Below are 25,920 nucleotides of genomic sequence, written 5' to 3' on the forward strand. Positions count from 1 at the left end.
TCGGAAAATCGGCCGTTTTTCTATTATAATGAAGACACAGATAGAGAAAAGGTGGAGAGGATCATAAGATGCAAGAGAATTTGCAAATCAAGCAACATGGGGTTGAAGTTAGCGGAGAGAGCTTCTTACAGGGAGTAAAAGACTGTATTCCTACCTTATTGGGGTACTTGAGCATCGGATTTGCTGCCGGAGTGCTGGGAAAAACATCAGGACTAAGCATCACTGAGATCACCCTGATGAGCTTGCTAGTCTATGCTGGCTCCGCTCAATTTATTATTGCCGGGATGGTGGCGGCAAATGGCTCCGCTTCGGCTATTATCTTTACGATATTCTTTGTGAATCTTCGGCACCTTTTATTGAGTGCGGCATTATCGCCTTATTTTCGCCATTTATCTCCCTTGAAGAACATGTTAATAGGCTCCTTGCTCACCGATGAGACATTTGGTGTTGCCATGGCTCAGACCGCGAACAAGACATACATCAGTGATCAATGGATGCACGGCCTAAACATAACCGCATATCTGAATTGGGTCATCGCCAATATTGCCGGAGCCTTCTTGGGACAGTGGATTACAGATCCCCAGAAATTTGGTCTGGACTTTGCCTTGCCAGCCATGTTTATTGGATTGCTGGTTCTGCTGATGGTCAGCCGTTCTAAAGTGGCTGTAGATATTGTTGTCGCTGTAAGCGCAGTGATCATTGTTGTAGGCGTATCCCTGCTGACCTCAGGAAGTGTAGGCGTCATCATAGCTACAATTATTGCCTCGACAATTGGAATGGCGGTGGAAAAATGGAAGTAAGATGGTCAATTCTTCTGATTATTATCGGGGCATCCATTGTTACCCTCATTCCAAGGGTGCTTCCGCTTGTTGTGCTTAGTCGCATACAAATACCGGATTGGGGAATGCGCTGGTTGAATTATGTTCCAATCGCCGTCATGGCGGCGCTGGTCGGACAAGAGCTGCTTATGAAGAATGGAGAATTGTCTCCCTTACACAGCAACCTGGAGTTATTGGCGGCCTTGCCAACTTTCATTGTGGCTAAATTCACGCGGAGTTTACTAGGAACTGTAGTAGTCGGTATTATTTCTATCATGGTGTTGCGTTTCATTTTTTGAAAGGCGAAGTCGTGATCGCTGTCAGGATCTGTTTTGAAGGGCGATTCCTATTTAGGTAAGGTTGAACTGAAAACAAGGTAGGACGCTCACTTTATAAAGTAGAGAATTATATTCATTCAGGATTTAGAGAAAGATTTGAAAAAAAAGAAACGGATGCCTTTAATTGGACATCCGTTTTTGTGTCATCGCGAAACTTTGGCAATGCTCTTTTTCAGGTTTATCAGGGGTAAACCCAAACTTTGAAGGGGACGAGAAATTTCAGGCCGGTCGGGTTTCGTCAAACAAAAAACTTGGTCAAATGACCAAGTAAAATAAATAAATTGAAACACTAAAAACGCTATGATATAATCAATAGCGCATTTCAAATCAAAGTGAAGCTGATTATTATAATTACTATTCCTAATTTTATTGTACACCAGTGACTTCTGATTTGTCAATGCCCATTTTTCGGAATGAAAAGGAGTGTGTTCAGAAGAATATGGAAGCGAAGGAATGGCAGATAGAGCAGGCGCGACTGGATCAGGTTAGAGAGAAGCTGCAAGTAAGGATCTACGAACTGGAGCCGGAGGTTACCGGGACGCGTGAGCAGGCTTCGGAGATGCGCAGGCACTTCTGGGAAGAAGTAACGGTCAACACAAGCTCGGATGAGGACTTTGAGGAGACCTTCCATAACATTAATCAGCAAGCCGCAGTTTTATCCGAACGGGAGCGCCGTCATCGCATGCTCAGCCAGCAATGGAAGAGCTTGCATCGGCTGCTGCCCTCACCTTATTTTGGACGCATCGATTTTCAAGAGGACGGCTTGAATTTGACGGAGCATATCTATATCGGTGTAGCTTCTTTCGTTGAAGAAGATGGACTAAACTTCCTGGTGTATGATTGGCGCACTCCCATTGCCAGTCTCTACTACGATCATTCCCTCGGTACGGCCTTTTATGACACGCCTGTTGGCAGGATTACGGGATCGATGGAGTTGAAGCGGCAATATCAGATTCAAAATGGACAAATCCGCAACATGTTTGATGCGAATGTCACGATCGGTGATGAGCTGCTCCAGCAAGTCTTGTCTAAAGGCGCGGACTCGCAAATGAAAAGCATCGTAGCGACGATTCAGAAGGAGCAGAACGCGATCATTCGTGACGATCACAGCCGGCTGCTTATTGTGCAGGGAGCTGCCGGCAGCGGCAAGACCTCTGCGGCTTTGCAGCGTGCAGCCTACCTATTGTATAAGAACCGCGATACACTCAAGGCCGATCAGATCGTTCTTTTCTCGCCGAATCCGATCTTTAACAGCTATGTATCCTCTGTACTTCCGGAGCTGGGGGAGGAGAATATGCAGCAGACGACTTTCCAGGAGTACCTCGAATATTGGCTGGGTTCATCCTTGCGCCTGGAGGACCCGTTCGATCAGATCGAATATGTGCTGACCGCACAATCAATGCCGGAGTACGAGGCTCGGCTTCAGGGAATGAAATACAAGGCTTCGGAGGCTTTCTTGACAGCTTTGCAGAATTATGCCCTGTGGCTAGGGCAGGAGGGAATGCTCTTTAAAAGTATTCGGTTTCGCGACCGTGATCTGATCACTGCGGAGCAGATAAGCACGCAATTTTACAGTTATGACTTTACCCTGAGCCTGGCCAATCGGATCGATCTGCTGCAGAAATGGCTTATGAAGGAGCTATCGATTCTGGAACGCAAAGAACGCGAAGCCTGCTGGGTAGAGGAGGAACTCCAATATCTTGACATTGATCAATATGAGGAAGTTTTAGGCGAGCTGCATAGGGATCGGGAAGTGTTTGATATTGCAGAGCGTTATGCGGAAGTGTACGAGATCATAAGCAAAAAGCGCCGGAAAGATGAAGGCGACTTCGACTTTGCCGAGCAGGAGAAAAAATCGCTTAGCCAGAGGATTGTGAAGCAGAACTTCAAACCGGTAAGACAAAACGTGAAGAAATTATCTTTTATAGATGTCCGGGGGTTATACGACCAATTGTTTGAAGCGGAGGCGCATTATCAAGAGAAGACGCAAGAGGGGGAGATTCCTGCTCTATGGTCTGAAATTTGCCGGCAAACCAGAGAGAAGCTGGGTCAGAATGAATTGTTTTATGAGGATGCGACTCCATACTTGTATTTAAAAGAACTGATTGAGGGTGTTCGGACGAACACGGAGATCCGCCATGTCTTCATTGATGAAGGACAGGATTATTCGGCATTTCAATACGAATATCTCAAGAAGCTGTTTCCTCGTGCCCGCATGACGGTGCTCGGCGATTTTGCGCAGGCGATCTTCACGCAGTCTACAAGATTGCATGGGGATGATTCGCCGCTGGTCAGGCTTTATGGGGAAGATAAGACCAGCTTGATCCGCCTGATGAGAAGTTATCGTTCAACACGGGAGGTTGTAGAGTTCACAAAGGAACTGCTCCCGGAAGAGTCGGAGATCGTGCCGTTTGACAGAAGGGGACCGAAGCCGATTCTTGCCAGATTAGAAGGCGGGGAGATACGTGATGCGCAGATACTGCAAGATATTGCGGTACTTCAAGCCGAAGGCTATGACTCGATTGCCGTTATCACGAAGACAGCGGCGGAAAGCCGTGCAGCCTTTGAATCATTGCAGGCACAAGGAAGCCTAAAATTGCAGCTGATTACGAAGCAGACGATACAGTTTGATAAAGGTGTGATGGTCATTCCCGTATATCTGGCCAAGGGGATTGAGTTCGACGCCGTCTTAATCTATGAAGCCTCGTCTCAAGCCTATAGCCGCGGCAATGATCGCAAGCTTCTATACACCGCCTGTACGCGGGCCATGCATGAACTGCTGCTCTACTCGACTGGCGATTGGACGCCCTTTGTGGAGAACATAAACCGCAATTTATACGCTTAATGGTCAAAAGTGTCCGTTAGCGCTCCATTTTGGGTATGCAGCCCTTGTAATGGACCAAATTGTCCGTTACAGGCTGAAAGATCGCAGAAAACCGCAACTCAGATGAAATGGGCCGACTTAGAGGATTATCCATTCAATGAGTCTGGGAATCAGGTGGAGAATATTGAGAAAGTTTCCTTATGCAGATAGACTTGGCCAGTTCACCGACCAAGTCTATCTTTTATTAAATCAACACAATTTACAAACCACTGAACACGATATTCCGCAGCTTGCGTGTAATCGCCATCGTACCGGCATCTTTTTTCTGGATCATAAACAGGATGGTCAGACCGTCTTGAGGGCTGTTGCAGAAGTATGCTCCAAGCCAGCCGTCCCAGCCATATTCGCCGGAACTGCCGATCAATCCGGCTTTTTCCGGGTTGGTCATGATGCGCATTTGGTTGCCATAGCTATAGCCGCGGAAAGTATGCCATGTATCAAAGCCTTTTTGCTGCCAGTCCGTGAGAGCCGCTGAAGTTAAATATTGAACAGTTCTTGGCCTTAATAGCTGAATACCGTTGCAGCTTCCCTGATTCATCAGCATCGTTGTAAACCGGGCGGCATCGTCAATTGTAGACGCCAGACCCGCTCCGCCAGATTCGAATGCGGGCTGCTGATCCATCTGATGTTGTATTCCCAGATGGGTTTCCGCAAACAGCTTCAAGCCGCCTGCACCATCATCCTGATAGGTTTTCACCAGGCGGGATCTTTTTTCCTCAGGCAGCCAAAATCCGGTATCTTTCATCTCTAATGGGTCGAAAATTTCCTTTTGCAAAAACTCGCCGTATCGCATGCCGCTGACCGACTCTACAATTGCGCCAAGGATATCCGCTGACGCTCCGTATTGCCAGCTCGATCCTGGCTCGAACGAAAGGGGGCCCTGCCCCAGGCGGTTTGCGAACTCCAGGGTGCTCATGGGATTCTCACCATACGATCGCTCGTTCATTTCTTGAAACAGTGCTTCGGTATATTGCCCAGCCTGATCGGTTCCACCATATACTAATCCCGATGTCATGTTCAGCAAATCATGAATATTAACCTCGCGACTGGCAGGTACCCATTCACCGTTGTTCTCGACCTGCGGGTTATTAAATCCTGGAATATAGCGGCTTACCGGATCGAATAAATCGATCTCCCCGCGTTCCAGCAGCATCATGACGGAAGTGGCGGTAATCGGCTTTGTCATCGAATATAAGCGAAAGATAGAATCCCTGGTCATCGGGCGTCCCGATTCAATATCGGCCAAGCCGTCTTCATGATAAAAAACCATATTTCCATCCTTAATTACCATAAAGTTCGCACCGGCGATTTCCTGACGATCAATACTTGCTTTTAGCGTTTTTTTCAATTGGTTGGCTAATTTCAGTTCCAGCATGTTTGCAATGACCCCTTCACGAATAAGTTCACTTCAGCGTAGCGTATGTAAAGCCATTTACTATAGAAAATATTAAGCGCTTTCGCGACGGTTGTATAGAAGAAATAACACCCTAGTGCATTTGTTTGGTTTTTGAAAACATGCTAGCATCCAATTATACTCATATGGAGAATGGAAAAAAGTCTCAAGCTTTCGGGAGGCAAGAAAAACAGGGTGAGGTAGTTATATGACAAGAACGATATTGATTGTGGAAGACGAGCCTATTTTACGGGAAGTGATGAAAGATTATCTGCTGGAAGAAGGATACGCGGTGCTTGAGGCTGGCGACGGCAAGCAGGCGCTGGAGTTGTTCCAATCGCATGCAGTAGATTTAATCATACTCGATATAATGCTCCCAGAACTGGACGGATGGTCCGTATGCAAACGGATTCGAAAAATATCTAATGTTCCAATTATTATGTTAACAGCCCGTTCGGATGAGGACGATACCCTGCTGGGGTTTGAACTGGGAGCTGATGACTATGTAACCAAGCCCTACAGCCCTCCCATCTTGCTGGCACGGGCGAAGCGGCTTTTGGAGAGCAAACAGAATCGGGAGCAAGAAGACGATACATTATCCGCCAGCGGTATTTCCATTCATTTTCCGTCCCGGACAGTTAACGTAGATGGGGAAAACTGCAGTTTGACGCATACGGAATTTGAAATTCTAGCTTATCTGATGAAAAACAAAGGCGTTATTATTACCCGAGAACAGCTGATTACAAAGATCTGGGGGTATGATTTCGTCGGTGACGATCGCACCGTTAACAGCCATATCCGTAATTTGCGTGCCAAGTTGGGGGAGCGTGCCAAGCACGTTGCCACGATTGTTCGGTCCGGCTATAAATTTGAGGAGAAGCTATGAAACAAGGCATTGTTCTTAAGCTGTTTCTATTAACGACGGGGTTATGCTTGTTCATTCTTGCCGTTATTTTTACCTTGCAAACCGTATTTTTCAAGCAGTTTTATGTTCATCAGAAAGTGAAGGACGTGAACGCGGCGCTTCAAACCTATGAACAGAACTACCTGAATAATGCAGCGGACACACAGGGGATGGCAAAGCTGGAGCAAGATTTTTATCAAAAGTATAACACCTGGATTACGACCGTGGACACCCGGGGAAATTTAAAATATACCGACGACTTCAGCATGGAGATTAAGCTGGCCCCTTCGGATGAGATTATGTTCTCCAATCAAACCATGACCCTCCCTCTATACAGTGTAATCAACGTGGAGGACTTCGGCAGCGATAACCCGTTCCTCACTCCTTGGATTCAGGAAGGGCAGGAAATCGCTATGGAAGGTTTGATCATGAACGGTCAACCGGTGATCCAGAGGATGGGCAATCCCAACCTAAGAGACGAGAGCCACCTGGAAAACCGACACATGGTGAAAAAGGAATACGAGATCGTCACCCGGTATGAGAACCCGATCCAATATCATGAGAAATATCCCACATTTCTGATCAAAGGGACCATTACAAAGGTTCGGATACCGGAAGGGGCAGGTGTTCCGCGTTACACCAATCACTTGATGCTGGATCGTGTCCTGGCTTTCCAGGCGGATCTACTGTACGGCGACTTGGAGGATAGTAAAAATGCCAATCGGATCATCGATTATGAAGAAAACCATGTGAATTACAAAATTTTCGTGGATCGCATTCAAGATCGCGACGGAAATCCCGCATACCTGTTCGCGATGACGTCACTCCAGCCGGTTAATGAAGCCGCCGGGATGATCAAAAATTATTATGTGTACATCATTGTTGCCACTTTGCTTCTCGTCGTGCTGGCATCGTTCTATTACTCCCGTCAGATCACTAGACCGCTGCTGCGCATCAACCGTACCACACGGCAAATGGCCGATCTTGATTTTTCGGAGAAAATTCCGATCACAACGAAAGATGAAATCGGGGATTTGTCGCGTAATATTAACGTGCTCTCCGAACGCCTGCACTCCCATATTCTTCGACTTGAGCAGGACATCGAGAAGGAAAAGCAGCTGGAGAATACGAGAAAAGAGTTTATCTCCGGCGTATCCCATGAGTTGAAAACTCCACTAAGCGTTATCCAGAGCTGCCTGGCAATTATGAAGGATGGGGTAGCAAGCCATAAACGGGATTATTATTTCCAGGCGATGGAGGACGAAGTGAAAAGAATGGATCTGCTGATCGTGGACATGCTGGAATTGGCCAAATATGAGTCGGGGACTTATACCATGGCTATGGATTTCTTTTATATCGACGCCGTTATCGATCGGGTATGTGAGAAGTTGGCTACGGACATCGAGGTGAAGCAATTGCATTTGAATACGTGGCTGAAGCCAATCGAAGTGATGGCCAATGAGCGCCGGATTGAGCAGGTCGTTGTCAATTTCCTCAGCAACGCGATTCGTTATACACCGGAGCGGGAATCCATACTCATCAGGCTCTTGGAGGATCGGGACACCGTAAAAATTTGCATTGAAAATAAAGGGACACGCATTCCGGACGAGCAACTGGAGAAGATCTGGGAGCGGTTTTATCGCGGGGAGCCTTCCCGCCAGCGGTTGGCCGGCGGCACCGGCTTAGGCCTTGCCATTTCCAAGAAAATCCTGGAGATGCACGGCGTGCCCTATGGCGCAATTAACACCTCCGACGGGGTGATATTTTATTTTCAATTAAATAAAAAAGCGTAGAACTTCGGTTCTGCGCTTTTTTTGCACTTGTTACCTGCTGGAAATCGAATTCTATAAATGAATTTGACATGATCTGCACTTCTTCTACATCTCTCTATCTTATTCTTTTTTACATGGGGAGAGGAGATGGATTGAAAATGACAGCAAGAACAAATCTGGATCGAGGTTGGAGAGAAAGAAAAAAAAGAGCTAAGCAGCGCAGGCGGCAAATAGTTATGTTTGCAGCCATCGGCTTGTTTGGTTTGGCCCTGTTGAGATGGATACTGCCGCTCAATACAGCCTCGATTGCGGAGCAGCAAGGGGAGCAGCCGGTGTACCAACAACTTGCGAGCAAGGTGAGCAAGGCTGATCCGATAGACGGGGAGGCCAGGCCGGAGGGCAAAATCGTCTATTTAACGTTTGATGATGGTCCGAGCGAATGGACAGGTAAGTTTCTTGACGTTTTAAAGGAGCATGGCGTCCAGGCGACCTTTTTTATGCAAGGAAGCAATCTGCGGCATAAGGATTTGCAAAGCACGGTGAAGCGCGCGGTTGATGAGGGACATTACATCGGCGGACACAGCATGACCCATCAATACAAGAAGCTGTATGAAGAGGGACAATTCGTATCCGAGATGAAAGACAACCTGGCGCTGATCCATGAGATTACAGGTACCCATCCACTTTTGGTGCGTGCGCCGTATGGTTCAGTGCCTGGGTTGGACGATACGGGGCTGCGCGACCAAATTGCCCGGGAAGGAATGAAAATCTGGGACTGGACCATTGAATCAAACGACTGGAAACTGAAGGATCATCCGGAACAGATTGTGGAGAACATCAAAAAAGCGACCAAGGTTGATTTGGAAGTTGTATTGATGCATGAAAAGCTGCAGACGCTGCAGGTTCTTCCGGAGATCATTGAATTCTACAAAGAAGAAGGATACCGCTTTAGGGTTTACGGCGATCACCAGCATTTCCCTATGAACTTTCAAAAGGATCATCGTTTGTAGAAGTAGCCTTGGCTTTAGCAATTCTCCAAATGATTTTGATATGATCTGCACTTTATCTTTATCTCCAGAGATTACACTTGGTTCCGGAAGAACAAGTCTAATTGCCGAAAAGGGCAGGGCTCCTTACTGTACAGAGCAGAGCCCATAAAGCTCTGAAATTAAAGAAAGAGAGGAATTTAAGCTATGAGAAAAATGATGATGATAGTGCTTCTGGGGGGGCTTGCACTCAGCTTGGCAGCATGCGGAAATAGTCTCGCAGAACAGCAGCAGTCGACAACTGTGGCTCAGGGGCAGGCCATGAATTCAAGCGGATTAACCGAGACACGGTACCAAACCATCTATAAAAATAGCGTATTTATGGGAGATTCCATTACCGAGGGGTTATCCTTCTATGACGTTCTCAAACAGGAAAATGTGCTGGCAGGTGCAGGCAAGACGGCGGAGTTTGCATTAGAAGATATCGATGAATTGACCAAGCGGAGTCCGAAGCAAGTGTATATTCAATTGGGATCGGACGACATTCTGTGGCCTGTAGACAACCCCATAGCATATTCGATACAGAACTATGCAAAGCTGATCGCCAGGATCAAGGAAAAGCTGCCGCAAACGCAAATTACGCTTCTGACGGTAACCCCGGTTTCTGCCAAAGCAGTCAAGCAAGAGCCGAGATACAACAACATCAGCGATTATAACCAGGCATTAAAAGAGCTGGCAGAGCAGGAGAACATCGGATTTGTTGATCTGTCCCCATTATTCACAAGCGGCTCTGACGCTTTGTACGATTCGGACGGCATTCATTTTAAACCCGAGTATTATACAAAATTGCTGGATCTGCTGAAGGATCAAGTGAAATAGCATGAGAACGGGTCCATCTGTTTGGAGGTGTGAATATTGGTCTTTAGCAGCCTGATCTTTCTATTCCTCTTTCTGCCGTTCACCATTCTGATCTATTATCTATCGCCCAGGAAGCTTCGAAATGCTGTCCTGCTTATAGTTAGCCTGATCTTCTATGCATGGGGCGAGCCTTTATATATTCTGATTATGTTATTTTCAACTGTGTTTGATTATTTCAATGGGCTGCTGATCGATAAGTATAGGCATCGTAAGCCCCTTGCAAGGGCAATATTTATAGGTTCTATGACGGGGAGTTTAGGGATTCTTGGATTTTTCAAATATGCCGGTTTTGTGGTCGACAATCTCAACCAGCTGTTCCATCTGCATCTCCAAGCCGCTGATTTGCCTCTGCCGGTAGGCATATCCTTCTACACCTTTCAGACGATGTCTTATGTGATTGATGTCTATCTGGATAAAGTGCCGGTGCAGCGGAATTTTATCTCTTTTGGCGCTTACGTGACGATGTTCCCACAGCTGGTTGCCGGTCCCATCGTGAAATACGGAGATATCGCCAGGCAGCTCGATTCCCGCAGGGTGACTCTGGATCGATTTGGCGAAGGGGCGGAGCTGTTCATCAGAGGTCTCGCCAAAAAGGTGCTCTTAGCCAACAATATGGGGCTATTGTGGACAAGCGTCAAAGCCACTCCGATCGAACAATTGTCGGTGTTATCTGCTTGGCTTGGCATCATTGCGTTCACACTGCAAATCTATTTTGATTTCAGCGGGTATTCTGATATGGCCCGCGGACTTGGCAAAATGTTTGGTTTCGATTTTATGGAAAACTTTCGCTACCCTTATATCTCCAGGAGTGTGACGGAATTCTGGCGCAGATGGCATATTTCGCTGGGCACATGGTTTCGGGAGTACGTGTATATTCCGCTTGGCGGTAACAGGTCAGGGCTGAGGAAGCAGCTGCGGAATTTGTTGGTTGTATGGTTTTTAACCGGTTTATGGCATGGAGCCAGCTGGAATTTTATCGTGTGGGGGCTGTATTTCGGTTTCTTCGTGATGATTGAGAAATTGCTGCTGCTAAAGTGGATGGAGCGCGGACCTGCTTTTGTCGCTCATCTCTATACGCTGCTGGTTGTGATCATCGGCTGGGTATTATTCGAAATGGACACTCTGACATCCGCCGGACGCTTCATCGCTGTGATGTTCGGTTTCGGCGGGCATGGCTGGGCGGATCAGCAGGCGCTTTATGCTTTATCAACAAATGCTATATTATTAGTCGTATTGGCCTTCTGTGCCACTCCGTTTCCCGCAAAGATTTTATCGTCTATGCAAGAGAAATGGCAGATCGCCGGCAGAATTACTGTTCCGTTGATCTATCTTCTGTTCATAACTTTATCGACCGCTTATTTAGTAAATGAAACCTACAATCCATTTTTGTATTTTCGATTTTAAGGGGGAGCGGCCATGGACGAACCTATCAAAACCCATCGGAAATTGCTGGCGTTATCGCTCCTGCTCTTTATAGGAGTAGTTAGCACGTTTAATCTTATGGCATCGGACCGAGAATTCTCGGAAGCGGAGAACCGGATGCTGGAGCAGCTGCCGGCTTTCTCACTGAAAACACTAATGTCGGGAACCTTTACTTCCGATTTTGAGAAATACATGTCTGACCAATTTATTTATAGGGATATTTGGATCGGTGTGAAAACCGATACGGATCGCATTACGGGGAAAAAGGAGAGTAACGGAATATATCTGGGCCAGGACGGGTATTTGATTCAGAATTTTATCCCCCCGACCGAAGAGGAGCTGCAGGAGAAAGCGGACGCTATTCAGGCGTTTGATCAAGCCACACCCGGCTTGAACAAGTTTGTGATGCTGGTTCCAACAGCAGCGGCTCTGTATAAAGATAAGCTCCCGAGATATGCCATCGTTGGCGATGAAGAAGCTTATCTGGGCAAAGTCAGGCGTTTGCTGCCGTCCCATATTCATTTTCTTGATGTGTTTCCCGCTTTGTATGCAGGACGGGAGCTGCCTATATTTTATAAAACAGATCATCATTGGACGACCGAAGGTGCTTATATCGCCTACGTGGAGCTTTGCAGGCAAATGGGGTTGACACCTCAGCGTAAGGAAGATTATAGCATCCGCCAAGCATCCGCCAATTTTTATGGTTCATTGTATTCCAAGAGCGGGTTCAGGCATTTGCCTCCCGACAGCATAGATCTGTATCTGCCGAAGGATCCGGAGAACTATACTGTAACCTATGTCGATGAACAGAGAAGCACGGATACGTTATATGCAATGGAACAGCTTCAAAAGAAGGATAAATATGCTGTGTTTCTGAATGGCAATCATGCGCTTGTCCATATCCAAACGGCTCATCCGGACGGGAAAAAGCTGCTGGTAGTTAAAGATTCGTATGCCAACAGTTTCATTCCGTTCTTATTGCCGCACTTTAGCGAAATTGATGTGGTAGACCTGCGTTACTATGACGGAGAGTTAACGACGTTCGTAAATGAGCACGACATCGATGACATGCTGCTGCTTTATAATGTGAACACATTTTTTGAAGATCCATCAATAAATGATTTATCGGAGTGATAGTATGAGAAGACCATGGAAGGATAGAAGCCGTTTTTTCCCCGTAGTACTGGTACTGGTAATTATCGCTGCGATCTACGTGCTTACCGGATGTTCAGGCCAGGATGGCAGGACGGCTGACCATTTGTCGGCCGCTCAAATCGGAGCAAGCATCGAACAGGCTGTGAGCTTGAAGGACCTGAAAGCGGGAGATCGGACCAAGCTGCAGAAATTGTATAAGCTGAATGCGGACAATGTGGATGATTTTATTCTTTATATTTCAACATCGAATGTAAGAGCGGATGAATTGGTTATCGTCAAGCTTAAGGATGCCAGTCAAGCCGAGAGCGTCAAAGCTAAGATTCGACAGCGAATCGATGCGCAGAAAATAAAATTCAAGGATTATCGGCCAGACGAATATTATTGGGTAGAACATCATGTCCTGAAAACGAAGGGACCTTTCGTCTTGTTCGCCGTTTCCAAAGAGGCGGACAAAATAGAGCGTGCGTTTGACGATGCATTTTGAGGCAAATTTTACAAACATAAGGGGCTTGACAGCTCCCTTTTTTGTAAAGATTTTATTGATTTTACCGTTTGCCGCTTTATTGTTTAAAAGTGTCAAAGAATTTTTATTGCAAAATACTTTTATTAGGTGGATAATTGCGATAATAGATCGAGAGTGAACCCAAGTTCAAAGGTTCTTCTGTTCATCTGTTAAATAAATAGGAATAAGGAGCGTGTACGTATGCACGAAAAATTAAAAAGCGAAGAAGCAGCATTGATCAAACAGGGTGTCCAGGAATATTTGCTTAAATTACAGAGTGAGCATAAAGACGCTTCAGATAACGAATTCCTCAATCATCAAATCGAAGTTGCCCAATCGGTATTCGACAAGGTTCTTGGTCTAAGACTATCCAAAGATGGCAAGACAGTAAGCAGTTTTGAGGAAAGTCCTGACGATATGTTAGTGTTTAAGGCAAATTATAAGTACCATGGACGGGATAAGAAGCTCAGAACAGGGGATATGGTCGTTCAGGCCTGGCATAAGAATGCAGTGAAGGATACCATCAAAGATCGCCTGCAAAAAGAGCGTGGTTGGGAAAGAGGATGGATCCATGTAGATACCATTCAACAACTGGAAGCAATAGCTGATGCCAATTAAATAAGAGGTCATGGAAATCGCGGCTTTTTATTCACGATGTAAGTCTCCGCCTAAGGAAGGACGGGGCTTACATCGTTTGTTTGCTTAGCTTTATTTTTCTGATACCAGGGTTTCTCCGTGCTGTAGATCCTCGTTTTGTTGCAATATTCCTTTATACATAAATTTGGATATCTTGTCTTCGCATATGACAAATGCCTATATAAGGTTCATAAATAACAAACAGAGAGGTGACTTAATGGCCATTTACACTGCGTTATTGAGGGGAATCAACGTAGGTGGACATCATAAAATCAAGATGGCTGAATTGAAAAGTATGTTCCAATCGATGGGCTTCGAACGAGTACAAACGTACATTCAAAGCGGCAATGTGCTGTTTGAAGCGGAGCAGGATGCAGATTCATTACGCGAGCGGATAGAACATGAAATCGAGAAGGTTTTTTCTATTTCAGTCACCGTTATCATCCGAACCTCTGAAGAGCTGGATCAAATGATTGAAAGCTGTCCATTCTCTGCGGAAGTACTCACCGAAGCGCAGGCATCAGCCCAGGTGGAGACTTTTTATGTCGCTATGCTGCTCGATGCACCTGCTCCAGACAGAATCGAACGGCTTAAAGCATTTGCTTCGGAGATTGATGAATATCATGTTCAAGGTCGGGAAGTTTATTTATTGCTCCGTGAAGGCGTTCGTAATTCCAAGCTGGCCAATCAACTTGCCAAGATGATTGTACCTTCAACCGTGCGCAATTGGAAAACAATGAACAAGCTCCGTGACTTAGCAAAATCTATGGAAGTATAAGCGATCAAAAATTGGGTTATCCTGCATTAGGCTCGGACGAGCCCTACTTTGACCATGATCGAATTTATCGATCCGGGCGGTAAGACGTAATGGGGGAATCGTTATGAAGGACTTACTCAAGAGGAAGGCATATGATGATTAACAAGATTGGTCAAGTTATGTTATACGTAAATAACCAGGTTGAATGCAGGGATTTCTGGACAGAGAAATTAGGCTTCGAGGTTATCGCGGAAGTAACTCAGGGTCCAATGAGCTGGATCGAAATCGCGCCAAAAGGTGCAGCAACCAGCATAGTCCTTCATAGTAAAGCGCTCGTTGCCAAGATGAACCCGGACATGAATCTGGGAACGCCTTCTCTTATGTACTTCACTGAGAAATTCGATGAGTTATATTGTGATCTGGGAAATAAAAATGTGAAAGTTGGAGAAATTGTGGAGCTCCCGACCGGCAGAGTCTTCAACTTTGCGGATAATGAAGAAAATTACTTTGCCGTAGCAGAAAAGGGATAAGCATTGCGGCAGGGGAAGAGGGCTATATCCGAGGAAGATATAGACCTCTTCCGTGAGAGATAAAGCTGCTAATCGCTATGTTGGATTTTATATTTGGTTCATTAGATAGCTGAATTCATCTACAAAATCTTGATAATTTGTGGCTTTGGTTAATTTTTTAATGTTTTCCCATTCTGAGAGCGTATTGATAAAACTCTCAAATACATGGCTAAACAGTTGTCTTTGTGTTTTATTGATTGCAATCATCGTGATGATTTGAACCTTTTCTTCTCCCCACTTTACCGGCTTCTCATTAATAATGATGCATGTTCCCGTTCGATAGGCATCCATCTTTAAAGAGTGAGGCACCGCCACATTGTTGTTAAAGGCTGTTGATGACATTTTCTCTCGTTCCAATACAGAATCGCAATAATCTTCTTTGACATAATGCTTCTCGTACAGCTTCTGGGACATAAATTTAATATAGTCTTCCGCGCTATCCAAATAAATGTTTCTCAGGAACAGCTCTTCGTCAAAAAACATCTCAAGATAATTTTTCACGTTCAAAATATTTTTCCGCTCGCTTAATTTAACCATCAGCGTTTGAATCTGCTCGTAATCTTCCTTCGTAATAAACGGGTGAACAAAAATCGTGGGAATTTGCGGCGACTTCACGGGAAGCGTCGTAATAATAAAATCAATTTTGTTGTTATGCTGCAAGTTGTCAATTTCCGAGGTGACTTGCATAATCTCCATGACATCCTTGAATTTAGCTTCTATTTTTTGAACCAGATTTAATTGCATACCGTAGTAATTGGGGCAGACCACAGCGCATAATAGCTTGCTTTCCAGTTCTTTTTTTCGCTCGAAAAAGGAGCCGATATGAAAGGAAATATAAGCGATCTCATCCTCAACCATCGTAATATTCTCCATTTGCTGCAATTCGTTTGAGATAAAGACTGATATTTCGTGTATTAGGGGATAGGTGTCTTTAAAAGTATACGTTAACGGATTTTTGGACCACTGCTTGTTCTTCGCTCTAAATATTAAGTTGCGAATATGCAGCGTAAATTTAACGATGAATTCATCATCGGAGAGATCGATAAAATAAGATTCATAAACCTTCTCCAGCAACGTTTGCACAAGCTCGATATAATGCTTGTCCACAAAGTTGGTTAACGTATCTAAAGTTAAGGTTTGATAATTCAGCAGTGTCGTTTTGCCGGACAGGAGAATCATAAGATAGCTTCTTTCGGCTTCATTAAACTCAATCCCAAATTCTTCTCCAATCATCCGGGCAATATCGATAGCAGCGTTCATCTCCAGGCTGCTTTTCATGTCCTTTGCCTGATTATGCTCAATGGATTTGTTGCTTTTGATGCGGTCCATCGTGATAACCAAGTGTAAAAGGATACTGTTGATCTTATATTCATTGATCAGCAAATTATACTTTTCTAGGGTACTGGTAACGATATATTTTAAGCGAACGATGTCATACCCCTCAAACATTTCCTGAACTTTAACCGTACTCAAAAATTGCGGAGAAGTCTCCTGGGTGATAATGTGGCTCATTAATTTTCGCTTTTCCGTTTCCGCTCCGATCAGGATCAGTCGATCGCCTTTGCGCTTCACTTTTAATTGAAACAGGACAAGCAAATGATTAGCGCTTAGAATATCATTCTCAATGGTGGAGGTACTGACAAAAATCTTGTCGCTCAAATCGAAAATATCGAGTCCTTCGGTGTTTACAATTAACTCCTTCAGAACCATGTTCATTCGTTTCGAAGGGGTATCCTGAGATTGAAGAGCAGGCACGGTCTTCTGATTATTCTGTGTTATTAATTTATATCCGTTGGAATTGGATGCAATCCTTGTCGTATCGCTGTTAATTGTTCTTACATAGTTACGGATGGTTCGGGTAGAAACCTTAAAATGATTCGCTAAGGAAGCGGCGGTCACCCAGTCATTCCGGGCTTCCAGGTAGTTGAGAAATGCTGTTATTTTGGAACTCTTCACCCTCTAACCCTCCTGATCCTTTTGGACGAAACTTATCCCTACTATTAGTATAAAGTAGATTTGAAAATACTCAGTTTCTAAAAGTTTCCTACCCTCAGGAAATTTTTTTGTTTTCACAAGAACCTTTCTTATAGTAGTAACCCGCTTGGGTTGAATTGATTCCAGGCTTTCCTGGGGGTAGGAAATTATATTATTAGTTTAGGATTTCGGCATGTGCCATACTGAGCTTGTAAATCAAAAGGAGGTCAAACATCATGACAAAAAAAGTCTTGTTAGTTTGTGGCGCTGGGGCATCATCCGGTTTTATGGCTGCGGCTGCGCGAAAGGCTGTTAAAAAAACAGGCGAAGAGATTGAGTTTAAAGCTAAAAGCGAAGCGGAGCTTGCAGAGAATTTGAGTACGATTGATTTGTTGCTCGTTGCACCTCATTTGAAGTACATGATTGAAGATGTAAAGGACGCATGTGAAGCAGCAGGCGTTAAATACGGCATCATTCCACAAAAAGTATATGGTTCGCTGGATGGCCAAGGGTTAGTCAATGTGGCCAAACCATATTTGGAAGGCGGTAAGTAAGCATGGAGAAAGTGACCTTGGAGGAACTTGCCTTAATATCCATGGAAGTGATCATGCATGCCGGCAAGTCCCGCGACTGTGTATTTCAAGCCGTGGATAAAGCCTCAAAAGGAGAGTTTGACGAAGCAGACAAACTTATGGCAGAAGCCAATAACGAAATCACCATTGCCCATAAAGCACAAACCAAGACGTTACAAAAAGAAGCAGAAGGAGTCGAATTCCCGTTCTCGCCGTTATTTGGTCATGCCCAGGATACGTTAATGACTGTTAAATCCGAAATGAATGTCATGCGGGAAATAATCAAGTTATATAAGAGACTGTAGGGAGGGGCCAAAATGCTGGATAAGTTGATGTCATGGATGACAGATGTTTTTGCGCCAAAGGTGAATGCATTTGCAAAGAACCCATGGGTTGCATCTGTCCAAAGCTCGATGTTAGCCGCGATGCCAATGGTATTCATCGGTTCATTCGCCACCATTTTGTCTATTGTCAAAGATTATTGGAAGGGCTTTCCCGATTTCTCACTGCTTAGTACCTTCTCGTTTGGTTTGTTCTCGCTGTTTCTGGCGTATTTAATTCCGGAAGCTGTGATGAACAATAAAGGTCATAAAGGGATTTCCAAACAAGCCGGGCTTGCCGGTCTGGCATTCTTTATGATCCTGGTGTTCCCTATGATCACCGAAGAGGGGAGGATTAGCTTTGATCTCAACTCCTTTGGTACGCCGGGCATGATTGCCGCTCTGATTGCCGGACTATTTGTAGGCATGATTATGAATTTATTTGCCAAATGGAAAATCATTGGCGAGGACTCCGCTATTCCGGACTTTGTAGCCACCTGGTTTAATACATTAATACCGATTACTTTAATCATTCTGATTGGCTGGTTATTCACCTTTGAATTAAATATCAACTTGTACGACATCGTGAATTCCATCTTTTATCCGCTCATCAATCTGGGACAAGGGTTCTGGGGACTCGTAATCACCTGCTTTCTTGGATTCGCCTTTCTCTACACGTTTGGAATATCGAGTTGGGTGATGTATCCGATTATGAATGCTATCGCTCTGCCCGGAATCGCCGAGAATCAGTCCAATTATGAGGCGGGCCGTGCTGTGACCAACATTTTCACGAATGAGACAGGCATGATATTTCTGATCGGCGGAGGTGGGGCTACATTAGCGCTGGTGATTATGCTGGCCTTCATGGCGAAGTCACAGCGGCTGAAAATGATCGGCAAAGCTTCCTTGATCCCCGCTATTTTCAATATTAATGAACCGGTAGTGTTTGGTGCGCCAATTGCATTTAACCCCATATTGATGGTACCGATGTGGATCAATGGGATCGTTGGGCCCGTGCTAACCTGGATCGTGATGAAAATGGGGCTAGTGCCAATCCCGCATAAGCCGTTCCAGCTCTGGTATATGCCGGTGCCGATTCTGAGCTGGATTGTCACGGAGTCGATTCGTGGACTTATTTTCTTACTGGTATTGTTTGCGATCAGCTGGGTGATCTACTATCCGTTCTTCAAGATTTATGATAAGCAGGCCGTGAAGCAGGATTTGGAATTATTGGACGAGGAGGACTAAAAACATATGCGAAGGAATGACTATCCGAATTTCCCGCAAAATTTCTTATGGGGCGGTGCTATTGCTGCCAGCCAAGCGGACGGTGCATATATGGAGGACGGGAAGCTGCCCAATTCATCCGATGTACAGCCCTATCTGAAAGGCTTGTCGAACCTGGAAATACAACGTTTGGAAATGCAAGGCATGACCTTGGAAGAAGTGAGGAAGAATCTTCAGGATGAGACGAGCTATTTTCCAAAACGCTTCGGTATTGATTTCTATCATCATTATGAAAGCGATTTAGAACTGCTGGCTGAAATGGGCTTCAAAACCTTCAGAACTTCGATCGATTGGTCCAGGGTATTCCCGAAGGGGGACGAAGCCGAGCCTAATGAAGCGGCTTTAAAGCATTATGGCAAGATGATCGACAAAATGAAGTCCCTCGGAATCGAACCTATCATCACGATGCTGCATTATGAAACTCCAATTAACATCACGCTGGAATATGGCGGGTGGAAGAATAAAGCGGTCATCGATATGTTTGAACGTTACGGCAAAGTGTTATTGGATCGTTTTGGTGATCGGGTTAAGTATTGGATCGTAATTAACCAAATTAACATGATACAAGTTGAACCGTTCTTGTCTTTGGGGATCTGCAGTGATCAATATGTTCCGATTGAAGAAGCTGAATACCAAGCAGTTCACAATCAGATGGTTGCTTCTGCCAAAATTCGAAACTACGCGAAGGGTTTAAATTTCGATCTGCAAATCGGCACGATGATAGCTGACGGCACGGTTTATCCTTATTCATGCAAACCGGATGATATTGTACTGGCCCTACAGCATAACCGTATGCAATATTTCTTTACGGATGTGCAGCTGCGCGGCGAGTATCCAAAATACGCGCTCAATTACTTCCGGGAGAACGATTATACATTAGATGTCACTGAAGCGGAGCTGCAGCTTTTAAGAGAAAACACGATGGATTATATGGCCATCTCCTACTACTTCTCCCAAATGGTAGATTCGACCCAAAATACGAATAAACCGGACTCGACGACGAATAATCCCCATTTGGAGGCCAGTCCATGGGGCTGGAATATCGATCCGCAAGGATTGTACCATACGCTCTCTCAATACTGGGACCGTTATCAAAAACCCATCATCATTGCCGAGAACGGGTTCGGGATGCATGACCAGCTTGAAGACGGTACCGTTCATGATGATTATCGCATCTCCTATTTGAGCAGGCATATCGAGCAGGTTGGCCGCGCAATCTATGATGGCGCTGAGGTGATTGCCTATTGTGCCTGGGGGCCGATTGATATTGTCAGCTGTTCTTCGCAGCAGATGTCCAAGCGTTACGGATTCATATACGTCGATCTGGACGATGAAGGCAAAGGAAGCGGAGAGCGCATCCGGAAGGATAGTTTTCATTGGTATAAGCAGGTCATCGCGACCAATGGCTCAGAAATTTAGATTGATCCGTCATTTTAGATAGATCCATCAGGATAGGAGTGAACTTTAATGCAGAAAACCTATAAGATTACCGATGAAGACGGGATCCATGCCCGCCCGGCCACAGCGCTGGTCAATACGGCAAATAAGTTCAAATCCGAGGTGTTCGCAGAAGCCAACAACCGTAAGGTTACGATGAAATCCATCCTTGGTGTGCTTTCCCTGGGACTTGAGCCGGGTGACCTTGTTACGTTCATTACGGAAGGGGAAGACGCGTCCGATTTATTGGCAGCCTTTGACGATGTTTTCTCCCAAGAAGGGTTAGGCATCGTTTACAGGTAAGATCAAAGGCCGGGTGCATCGCGGTGAGGGATTGCCGCTGCCGAAAGCCTGCTATCAGCGAGGAGATCATCCTTGTTGTGATTGTAAAGAGGCCTGTTTACTCCCTAGTAACAGATCTCTGATGCTTGGACAGCTCGTTATTCGCTGGTGCTCCATATTCACTGGTGTGGTGGCGGTCTCATGCGCTAACGAAACTGGGACACGTTATTTGGCCATAATTGAGACGAAAAAAAATCTAACGAAACTACAGATCGCTATTCGTTCGAGAAAGGGTGTGAACATGGCTTTTTGGGCCAAATAACGATCCCCAGTTTCGTTAGAATCTGAAGCAAGGCAAATATAGCTAAATAACGATACCCAGTTTCGTTAGAGTGGGGAGCAAGGTATACGGCTCGTTAGAGTACGTACCTAGTTTCGTAGAGGCCGATGAGGCGGAACAGATCACAAGGCGGGTTCAACAAATGAACACCTTATGGGGTAAACGTGATCGTTCGAAATTAGAAAGAGCATTCAAGTATGGTCCGCAGGTGTATACTAGCCTGGCAGACAAACCGAATGCTCTTTCATAGGTCTTTTTAATCTACTCTTAGCTTATATTTTCCGCTATGCTGCAGCTTTACATGGACCTTGACGTTCACTAGCGATTCTTTGTCGATCATAAACCCGCCTTCCGATTCCAACTCCCGCCATTTCTTCGGATTTTCACGATACAGGCACTCGGTAAGGTTGAAGATATCAACTTTGCGGGCTACTCCCTTCATAAAGGTATGTCTAATCTGCTTTTCGATGGCCTGAGCGGCCATTTGCTCGATTTCCTGCTTTTTAAGATTACGCCGGAGTTCATCTACGTAAGCGTTCAGTTTCAATTTGATCGTGAAATTGACGTGCCCATTCCGGACAACATGATGAACCTCGCTTTTGGGATTCTCAAGTACAATCGCCGCTTCAGGTTCGATATCATTCGGAATGTCGATGATCGAGCGCTGCAATTTCTTTTGCATCCAGCGGTAGCCTTGCAGATCATCTTCGGAGAACCAGTCTTTGGCCACAGTACCCTTGAAGAAATAAGCGCCATCAATTTTGAACATTGGCTTCTGATCTGTGTCTTCCGTCCATGCTTGATGATCAATCGCTAGTGAAGGAAGAAGCGGAGCCCCCGCAGGCTCATTAATAAGAGCTACGAGCTTATAACCGTGTAGTGGCATGATGCTTGACCGCTGCGAATAAGTCATCTCGGGAGATTCCATTAATGTCTGAAGCGGAGAAATGTTCAAATTCGATTTCATTGCGAAAATATCCCGCATCGACTCCCGGGTTCCGTATACAGGAATGTTATATCGAATTTCCCGATAACGATTGACGAAATCGTATGAGGATCGAATTCGTTCTCCATCCTTAAGAAACTCATCACTAAAGACGATGGCCTTCACATGTCCCCAGAACACCCTGAGCTGAGCTGTTGAATAGATCGAGTTGAGGGACTGGGTTACCGTCGAACCTTCTCCTTTGCCAATCCAGGTAGGCACGTTTTTTCCCGACAAATTGGTCTCGGACTTGGCTACGTTGGCGAAATTAAGCACCTGAACATACGTAACATATTTTCCATCCTTATAATCAAACCCTATCGCGGTTACATAGGCCATGTTCTGAATATCCTTGGAGTTCCAGCAGGACGTTAGCAAAAAAATAGGAATCACACTCGCCAGCAGCAGGAGCTTGCATCTAACCATGCTCATTGCGCATCTTCCTGCTGATGATCTGGGTCGATCGGTTCCAGCCCGGCTGGACGACTGCGCATCTTGCTCCAGGGAAGCCGCAAATAGCTCTTTAACAGGTCCTTGAAATTAAGCGGGGATATCGGCATGAGATAAGGGATGCCAAATGACTTGAGCCTGGACATATAGAACAAGAGCAGCAGCATCGATAGAATAAGCCCGTACATCCCGACAAAAGAGCAGATCAGGAAGATTACAAAACGCAGCACGCTGACGATGGAACTCAACGATTGATTGACCAGTGTGACTCCCATCACCGCTGTAATCGATCCAACCACAACGACAGAAGGAGAGACCAATCCCGCCCGGATCGCCGCATCTCCGATAACGAGCGCCCCAATCACCGTCAATGTCTGTCCAATTGAGGTAGGGAGCCGTACACCTGCTTCGCGGAAAATCTCTAATAGGAGCAGCAGAATGAACATCTCCAACTGTGCAGAGAAAGGGAGCCCCTGGCGCGAAGAGGCGATGGTTGCCATCAGCTGGAACGGAATCTGGTCCTGATGGAATGCGGTCAGGGCGACCCACAGGCCAGGCAAGAGAATCGACATCCAAAAGCTGAACAGTCGGATTAATCTGACAAAGGAGACATATTGAAAACCAAAATGAACATCCTCAGGTGATTTCAAGATAAGTCCGAAGGTGGCGGGACCAATGAGAGCGAGCGGGTTCCCGTCTACAATGATGACAAATCTTCCGGCAAGAAGAGCATTTACGGCATAATCGGGTCTGCCCGTGGTGTCCAGTAACGGGAAAATCGGGTATTTCACATCGGATAGAGCTTCCTCAAGCTGATTGACGCTGAAGAGTCCATCGACACCAATCTTAACGATTCGGTGCTTAACTTCTTTCAGAATTTTCGGTGAAATAATATCGTCTATATACATCAAAGCGATCTTTGTTCTTGTTCGTCTTCCCACCATAAGCGTCTCGCAGCACAACGAGGTGCTGCGGATCCGCTTGCGAACCAGAGCGATGTTTGTGGCGTATGCCTCAACAAATCCATCCTTCGGCCCTTTAATGGAAATCTCGGTACTGGATTCTTCCGGAGAACGTTCCGGCAGGTTGCTGATATTCAGCTTGAACAGATCATTACTATCCGTAAAGGAGATCAGCAGATCGCCCTCAAAGATAGAGTCAACGATCTCTTCCTCGGACACCTCCTTGCTGAAAGGAATCAATGGCAGAGCGCCAACAGCCTTGTCCTCTAGCAAGTTCTGAAAGTGATCGCCCTTGAACATTTGGTTCAGCTCCGGAATCACCGTATGCACAATTTGCGCACCGTCACAAAGTCCCCCGGAATAAATAAGCATAATCTCACAAGTTGTCCCCTGGTCCTGAAAATGAAAGGACTGGAGAAGGACATCGGAGGCCTTCTCGAACAAATCGGCCAGCTTCTGCTTGGTCCAGACCGAGGTTTGGTTGTGCTGTTCGCTCATGATGTCTCCTCCTTGGCAGGTTTGGCGAACCGGGCGATGACCGCCCAACTGACGGTTAAGACAACAGCAAGGATAAGTGTGGTGATAAGAACCAATTTGAACAGCCCCAAATAGAACGTATTGTATCTTTGGAGAGCAACCGCCAATACGAGGTAAATCGTTGTGATTAACGTAATGATCCGATTGCGTAATTGGGGATTCCGATGTGCAAATAAATCCGCAATTAGGAACTGAGCCAGGCTGATGCGAATCGTCGCTCCGGATAACCACTGGAACACAGATAGAAAGTCAACATGCTCAACATAGTTTCCTAGCTTCACTAGTCGCCACTGCTCATAAGGAGATACCATCTGCTTCGCGGATTCCGTCGGGCCGAATTCGGTGATCCCGCCAACCAATGGACCCAGCGAGATATAGACAAGCAGCGAAGCCAGAAGCATGATTTGCCAGGGCTTCATCGTTGACTTTAGACGATGCTGGAGCAACAGAATTAGAAAAATCTCGCTTAATGCCCCTCCGGCATAAATCATTCCGTTGGCAATAGGCTTCCAGCCATTTTCAAAAACAGGCAGCAGCAATAACCAATCCTTCTCCGGCATGTTTGCAATCGCCACAAAGTAACCAAGAACAAGCACCGCAGGCAGTAGAATACCTGAACCGATAGCGATAGCGGTAATCCCATGCTTGGCTGTATAGTGGCAGACTATAATCAAGCCGATAATAATTAAGGTTTGTGGAGTGGCCGGCAAATAATTAGATACCGTCCACACCGTAGTCTGTGTCACTGTCATATTTCCGATAATAAATAGCAGCAGAGCGACAGGAACCAGCATGACCCAAGATAAGAAGGGGCGGGTCTTCTTTGCAAGCCATTCCTGAAGATGCTGTCTCCCGGATTTCCTCATAATATAGACAATCAGGACAGACCAGGGGACATAGAGAATACCTGTGAACAGTAGCGATATCCAGGAATCCCTGCGGGAAGCATCGAGCAGGATAGGATTAACGATAACGTGGCTTAGCAATCCGTTGAAGAGCATGATGACCATAATGACCTGGGTAATCCCAACTTTACCGCCCGTTTTGTCCACAAGAACTCACTCCATAGCAATCGAATTCAATATTTAGCCGACTTTGGTTTAATATAGCTTGAGCATTATTCACCAAAATATGCATCAAATTGCTGTACGAGAGAATGATCAAATTAACGAGTCTATAAAGAAATAATAGCCGCTTTCCGGCCGTATTTAGTCTGTAAATCCGATCAATATTTTTTCTGAAGTACGAATTTTTATTAATTATGCAGTTAGCGGGGATGATTTTGGGCAGCTGTCTTTGTGGCCATGATCACCGGTGTTAATTCAAGGGTCATTTCAGAAACCTACGTTACAGGAAGTAGCTGTAATATCAAGGTTTCGTCGACAAAGATGGCCCAGCTAAGCAATGTAACAATAAGCGAGAGAAAATATCATTAATATCATTAAATATAAGAAATTTAATATGTATAGCGACTGTATCCAAAAGCTTCGATTTCTCCTCTCCAGCCACCTATTTCTAGTGATGCAAATAATACAGATCATGGCCAGTATAATTTGGATACAGGAATATTCCCCTGAAAAAAAATGAAATTAAAGTGTTGACAAAGAAATTTATTAGCACTATGATTGCTGTAATCTAATATTGGATGCACGATGAAAGAGCGAAGTAGCAAGTTTGTCACTGTTCAGAAAGCCAGGGGTTGATGCGACCTGGTCATACA

At 45.4% G+C, this 25,920-nt stretch carries 23 protein-coding genes and 1 other annotated feature (1 of these 24 cut by a window edge); of the genes, 18 read left to right on the forward strand and 5 right to left on the reverse strand.

Features of this window, described 5'->3' with window-relative positions:
• The first annotated feature begins 68 nt into the window (after window positions 1-68).
• From DMN77_RS10640 to helD, 3 genes are all read left to right on the forward strand, one after another.
• A complete protein-coding gene (locus DMN77_RS10640) occupies window positions 69-800 on the forward strand; it encodes an AzlC family ABC transporter permease (protein ID WP_068781275.1) in 732 nt (243 codons plus the stop codon).
• The gene (locus DMN77_RS10645) at window positions 791-1,117 is read left to right on the forward strand and encodes an AzlD domain-containing protein (protein ID WP_068781274.1); all 327 of its coding nucleotides are present in this window, start codon (window positions 791-793) and stop codon (window positions 1,115-1,117) included. Before DMN77_RS10640 ends, DMN77_RS10645 begins: the two co-directional genes overlap by 10 nt.
• 478 nt (window positions 1,118-1,595) lie before the next feature.
• Complete coding sequence (gene helD / locus DMN77_RS10650; RefSeq protein ID WP_179014854.1) at window positions 1,596-4,001, forward strand: RNA polymerase recycling motor HelD; 2,406 nt, start codon at window positions 1,596-1,598, stop codon at window positions 3,999-4,001.
• A gap of 238 nt (window positions 4,002-4,239) precedes the next feature.
• Here the strand turns inward: helD and DMN77_RS10655 are convergent, their stop codons facing one another.
• Window positions 4,240-5,415, reverse strand: a complete 1,176-nt coding sequence (locus DMN77_RS10655) for a serine hydrolase domain-containing protein (protein WP_179014856.1) — start codon at window positions 5,413-5,415, stop codon at window positions 4,240-4,242.
• Between the two features lie 226 nt (window positions 5,416-5,641).
• On the opposite strand from DMN77_RS10655, the gene DMN77_RS10660 reads away from it, so the two are divergent.
• The 10 genes from DMN77_RS10660 to DMN77_RS10705 all read left to right on the forward strand — a co-directional run bounded on the left by DMN77_RS10660 (window position 5,642) and on the right by DMN77_RS10705 (window position 15,015).
• Complete coding sequence (locus tag DMN77_RS10660; RefSeq protein WP_179014857.1) at window positions 5,642-6,319, forward strand: response regulator transcription factor; 678 nt, start codon at window positions 5,642-5,644, stop codon at window positions 6,317-6,319.
• The gene (locus DMN77_RS10665) at window positions 6,316-8,130 is read left to right on the forward strand and encodes a sensor histidine kinase (protein WP_179014858.1); all 1,815 of its coding nucleotides are present in this window, start codon (window positions 6,316-6,318) and stop codon (window positions 8,128-8,130) included. The genes DMN77_RS10660 and DMN77_RS10665 overlap by 4 nt, the downstream gene beginning before the upstream one ends.
• A 137-nt stretch (window positions 8,131-8,267) precedes the next feature.
• Window positions 8,268-9,119, forward strand: a complete 852-nt coding sequence (locus DMN77_RS10670) for a polysaccharide deacetylase family protein (RefSeq protein WP_179014860.1) — start codon at window positions 8,268-8,270, stop codon at window positions 9,117-9,119.
• Between the two features lie 183 nt (window positions 9,120-9,302).
• Window positions 9,303-9,974 (forward strand): SGNH/GDSL hydrolase family protein, encoded by a 672-nt coding sequence (locus DMN77_RS10675; protein ID WP_068781268.1) that lies wholly within the window; start codon window positions 9,303-9,305, stop codon window positions 9,972-9,974.
• A gap of 36 nt (window positions 9,975-10,010) precedes the next feature.
• On the forward strand, window positions 10,011-11,417 hold the full coding sequence (locus DMN77_RS10680) for an MBOAT family O-acyltransferase (protein ID WP_068781267.1): 1,407 nt from the start codon (window positions 10,011-10,013) through the stop codon (window positions 11,415-11,417).
• 12 nt (window positions 11,418-11,429) lie between these two features.
• Window positions 11,430-12,569: a DHHW family protein gene (locus DMN77_RS10685; protein ID WP_068781266.1), complete on the forward strand. Its 1,140-nt coding sequence runs from the start codon at window positions 11,430-11,432 to the stop codon at window positions 12,567-12,569.
• 4 nt (window positions 12,570-12,573) lie between these two features.
• Window positions 12,574-13,074 carry a DUF4358 domain-containing protein gene (locus DMN77_RS10690; RefSeq protein WP_068781265.1) on the forward strand — a complete coding sequence of 167 codons (501 nt, stop codon included), beginning with the start codon at window positions 12,574-12,576 and terminating at the stop codon, window positions 13,072-13,074.
• A 219-nt stretch (window positions 13,075-13,293) separates the two neighbouring features.
• On the forward strand, window positions 13,294-13,710 hold the full coding sequence (locus DMN77_RS10695; RefSeq protein WP_068781264.1) for a hypothetical protein: 417 nt from the start codon (window positions 13,294-13,296) through the stop codon (window positions 13,708-13,710).
• A 235-nt stretch (window positions 13,711-13,945) separates the two neighbouring features.
• On the forward strand, window positions 13,946-14,506 hold the full coding sequence (locus DMN77_RS10700; RefSeq protein WP_068781263.1) for a DUF1697 domain-containing protein: 561 nt from the start codon (window positions 13,946-13,948) through the stop codon (window positions 14,504-14,506).
• Window positions 14,507-14,640: 134 nt separating this feature from the next.
• On the forward strand, window positions 14,641-15,015 hold the full coding sequence (locus DMN77_RS10705; RefSeq protein ID WP_179014990.1) for a VOC family protein: 375 nt from the start codon (window positions 14,641-14,643) through the stop codon (window positions 15,013-15,015).
• Between the two features lie 87 nt (window positions 15,016-15,102).
• Here the strand turns inward: DMN77_RS10705 and DMN77_RS10710 are convergent, their stop codons facing one another.
• Entirely contained in the window at window positions 15,103-17,010 is a 1,908-nt protein-coding gene (locus tag DMN77_RS10710) for a BglG family transcription antiterminator (protein ID WP_179014861.1), read from the reverse strand.
• A 254-nt stretch (window positions 17,011-17,264) separates the two neighbouring features.
• On the opposite strand from DMN77_RS10710, the gene DMN77_RS10715 reads away from it, so the two are divergent.
• The 5 genes from DMN77_RS10715 to DMN77_RS10735 are packed head-to-tail and all read left to right on the forward strand — an operon-like array spanning window position 17,265 to window position 20,947.
• Window positions 17,265-17,582, forward strand: coding sequence for a PTS sugar transporter subunit IIB (locus tag DMN77_RS10715; protein WP_179014863.1), 318 nt, complete (start codon window positions 17,265-17,267; stop codon window positions 17,580-17,582).
• Window positions 17,583-17,584: 2 nt separating this feature from the next.
• A complete protein-coding gene (locus DMN77_RS10720) occupies window positions 17,585-17,905 on the forward strand; it encodes a PTS lactose/cellobiose transporter subunit IIA (RefSeq protein WP_068781260.1) in 321 nt (106 codons plus the stop codon).
• 12 nt (window positions 17,906-17,917) lie between these two features.
• Complete coding sequence (locus DMN77_RS10725) at window positions 17,918-19,168, forward strand: PTS sugar transporter subunit IIC (RefSeq protein ID WP_229521042.1); 1,251 nt, start codon at window positions 17,918-17,920, stop codon at window positions 19,166-19,168.
• 6 nt (window positions 19,169-19,174) lie between these two features.
• Complete coding sequence (locus tag DMN77_RS10730) at window positions 19,175-20,626, forward strand: glycoside hydrolase family 1 protein (RefSeq protein WP_179014864.1); 1,452 nt, start codon at window positions 19,175-19,177, stop codon at window positions 20,624-20,626.
• Window positions 20,627-20,674: 48 nt separating this feature from the next.
• Complete coding sequence (locus DMN77_RS10735; protein ID WP_179014866.1) at window positions 20,675-20,947, forward strand: HPr family phosphocarrier protein; 273 nt, start codon at window positions 20,675-20,677, stop codon at window positions 20,945-20,947.
• 575 nt (window positions 20,948-21,522) lie between these two features.
• Here DMN77_RS10735 and DMN77_RS10740 read toward each other — a convergent pair.
• From DMN77_RS10740 to DMN77_RS10750, 3 genes are read right to left on the reverse strand one after another with little or no spacing between them, the layout of a single operon-like run.
• Window positions 21,523-22,683, reverse strand: coding sequence for a Ger(x)C family spore germination protein (locus DMN77_RS10740; RefSeq protein WP_179014868.1), 1,161 nt, complete (start codon window positions 22,681-22,683; stop codon window positions 21,523-21,525).
• The gene (locus DMN77_RS10745) at window positions 22,680-24,161 is read right to left on the reverse strand and encodes a spore germination protein (protein ID WP_068781255.1); all 1,482 of its coding nucleotides are present in this window, start codon (window positions 24,159-24,161) and stop codon (window positions 22,680-22,682) included. Before DMN77_RS10745 ends, DMN77_RS10740 begins: the two co-directional genes overlap by 4 nt.
• Window positions 24,158-25,252, reverse strand: a complete 1,095-nt coding sequence (locus DMN77_RS10750) for an endospore germination permease (protein ID WP_179014870.1) — start codon at window positions 25,250-25,252, stop codon at window positions 24,158-24,160. Before DMN77_RS10750 ends, DMN77_RS10745 begins: the two co-directional genes overlap by 4 nt.
• A 591-nt stretch (window positions 25,253-25,843) precedes the next feature.
• Window positions 25,844-25,920 (forward strand) — a binding site (T-box leader) (it continues 146 nt past the right edge of the window).

The organism is Paenibacillus sp. 79R4, assembly GCF_013393165.1.
Lineage (GTDB): Bacteria > Bacillota > Bacilli > Paenibacillales > Paenibacillaceae > Fontibacillus.

Coding starts and splice junctions, on each gene's coding strand:
- DMN77_RS10640 (WP_068781275.1), top strand. CDS start 69: ATGCAAGAGAATTTGCAAATCAAGCAACATGGGGTTGAAGTTAGCGGA.
- DMN77_RS10645 (WP_068781274.1), top strand. CDS start 791: ATGGAAGTAAGATGGTCAATTCTTCTGATTATTATCGGGGCATCCATT.
- helD (WP_179014854.1), top strand. CDS start 1,596: ATGGAAGCGAAGGAATGGCAGATAGAGCAGGCGCGACTGGATCAGGTT.
- DMN77_RS10655 (WP_179014856.1), bottom strand. CDS start 5,415: ATGCTGGAACTGAAATTAGCCAACCAATTGAAAAAAACGCTAAAAGCA.
- DMN77_RS10660 (WP_179014857.1), top strand. CDS start 5,642: ATGACAAGAACGATATTGATTGTGGAAGACGAGCCTATTTTACGGGAA.
- DMN77_RS10665 (WP_179014858.1), top strand. CDS start 6,316: ATGAAACAAGGCATTGTTCTTAAGCTGTTTCTATTAACGACGGGGTTA.
- DMN77_RS10670 (WP_179014860.1), top strand. CDS start 8,268: ATGACAGCAAGAACAAATCTGGATCGAGGTTGGAGAGAAAGAAAAAAA.
- DMN77_RS10675 (WP_068781268.1), top strand. CDS start 9,303: ATGAGAAAAATGATGATGATAGTGCTTCTGGGGGGGCTTGCACTCAGC.
- DMN77_RS10685 (WP_068781266.1), top strand. CDS start 11,430: ATGGACGAACCTATCAAAACCCATCGGAAATTGCTGGCGTTATCGCTC.
- DMN77_RS10690 (WP_068781265.1), top strand. CDS start 12,574: ATGAGAAGACCATGGAAGGATAGAAGCCGTTTTTTCCCCGTAGTACTG.
- DMN77_RS10695 (WP_068781264.1), top strand. CDS start 13,294: ATGCACGAAAAATTAAAAAGCGAAGAAGCAGCATTGATCAAACAGGGT.
- DMN77_RS10700 (WP_068781263.1), top strand. CDS start 13,946: ATGGCCATTTACACTGCGTTATTGAGGGGAATCAACGTAGGTGGACAT.
- DMN77_RS10705 (WP_179014990.1), top strand. CDS start 14,641: ATGATTAACAAGATTGGTCAAGTTATGTTATACGTAAATAACCAGGTT.
- DMN77_RS10715 (WP_179014863.1), top strand. CDS start 17,265: ATGACAAAAAAAGTCTTGTTAGTTTGTGGCGCTGGGGCATCATCCGGT.
- DMN77_RS10720 (WP_068781260.1), top strand. CDS start 17,585: ATGGAGAAAGTGACCTTGGAGGAACTTGCCTTAATATCCATGGAAGTG.
- DMN77_RS10725 (WP_229521042.1), top strand. CDS start 17,918: ATGCTGGATAAGTTGATGTCATGGATGACAGATGTTTTTGCGCCAAAG.
- DMN77_RS10730 (WP_179014864.1), top strand. CDS start 19,175: ATGCGAAGGAATGACTATCCGAATTTCCCGCAAAATTTCTTATGGGGC.
- DMN77_RS10735 (WP_179014866.1), top strand. CDS start 20,675: ATGCAGAAAACCTATAAGATTACCGATGAAGACGGGATCCATGCCCGC.
- DMN77_RS10740 (WP_179014868.1), bottom strand. CDS start 22,683: ATGAGCATGGTTAGATGCAAGCTCCTGCTGCTGGCGAGTGTGATTCCT.
- DMN77_RS10745 (WP_068781255.1), bottom strand. CDS start 24,161: ATGAGCGAACAGCACAACCAAACCTCGGTCTGGACCAAGCAGAAGCTG.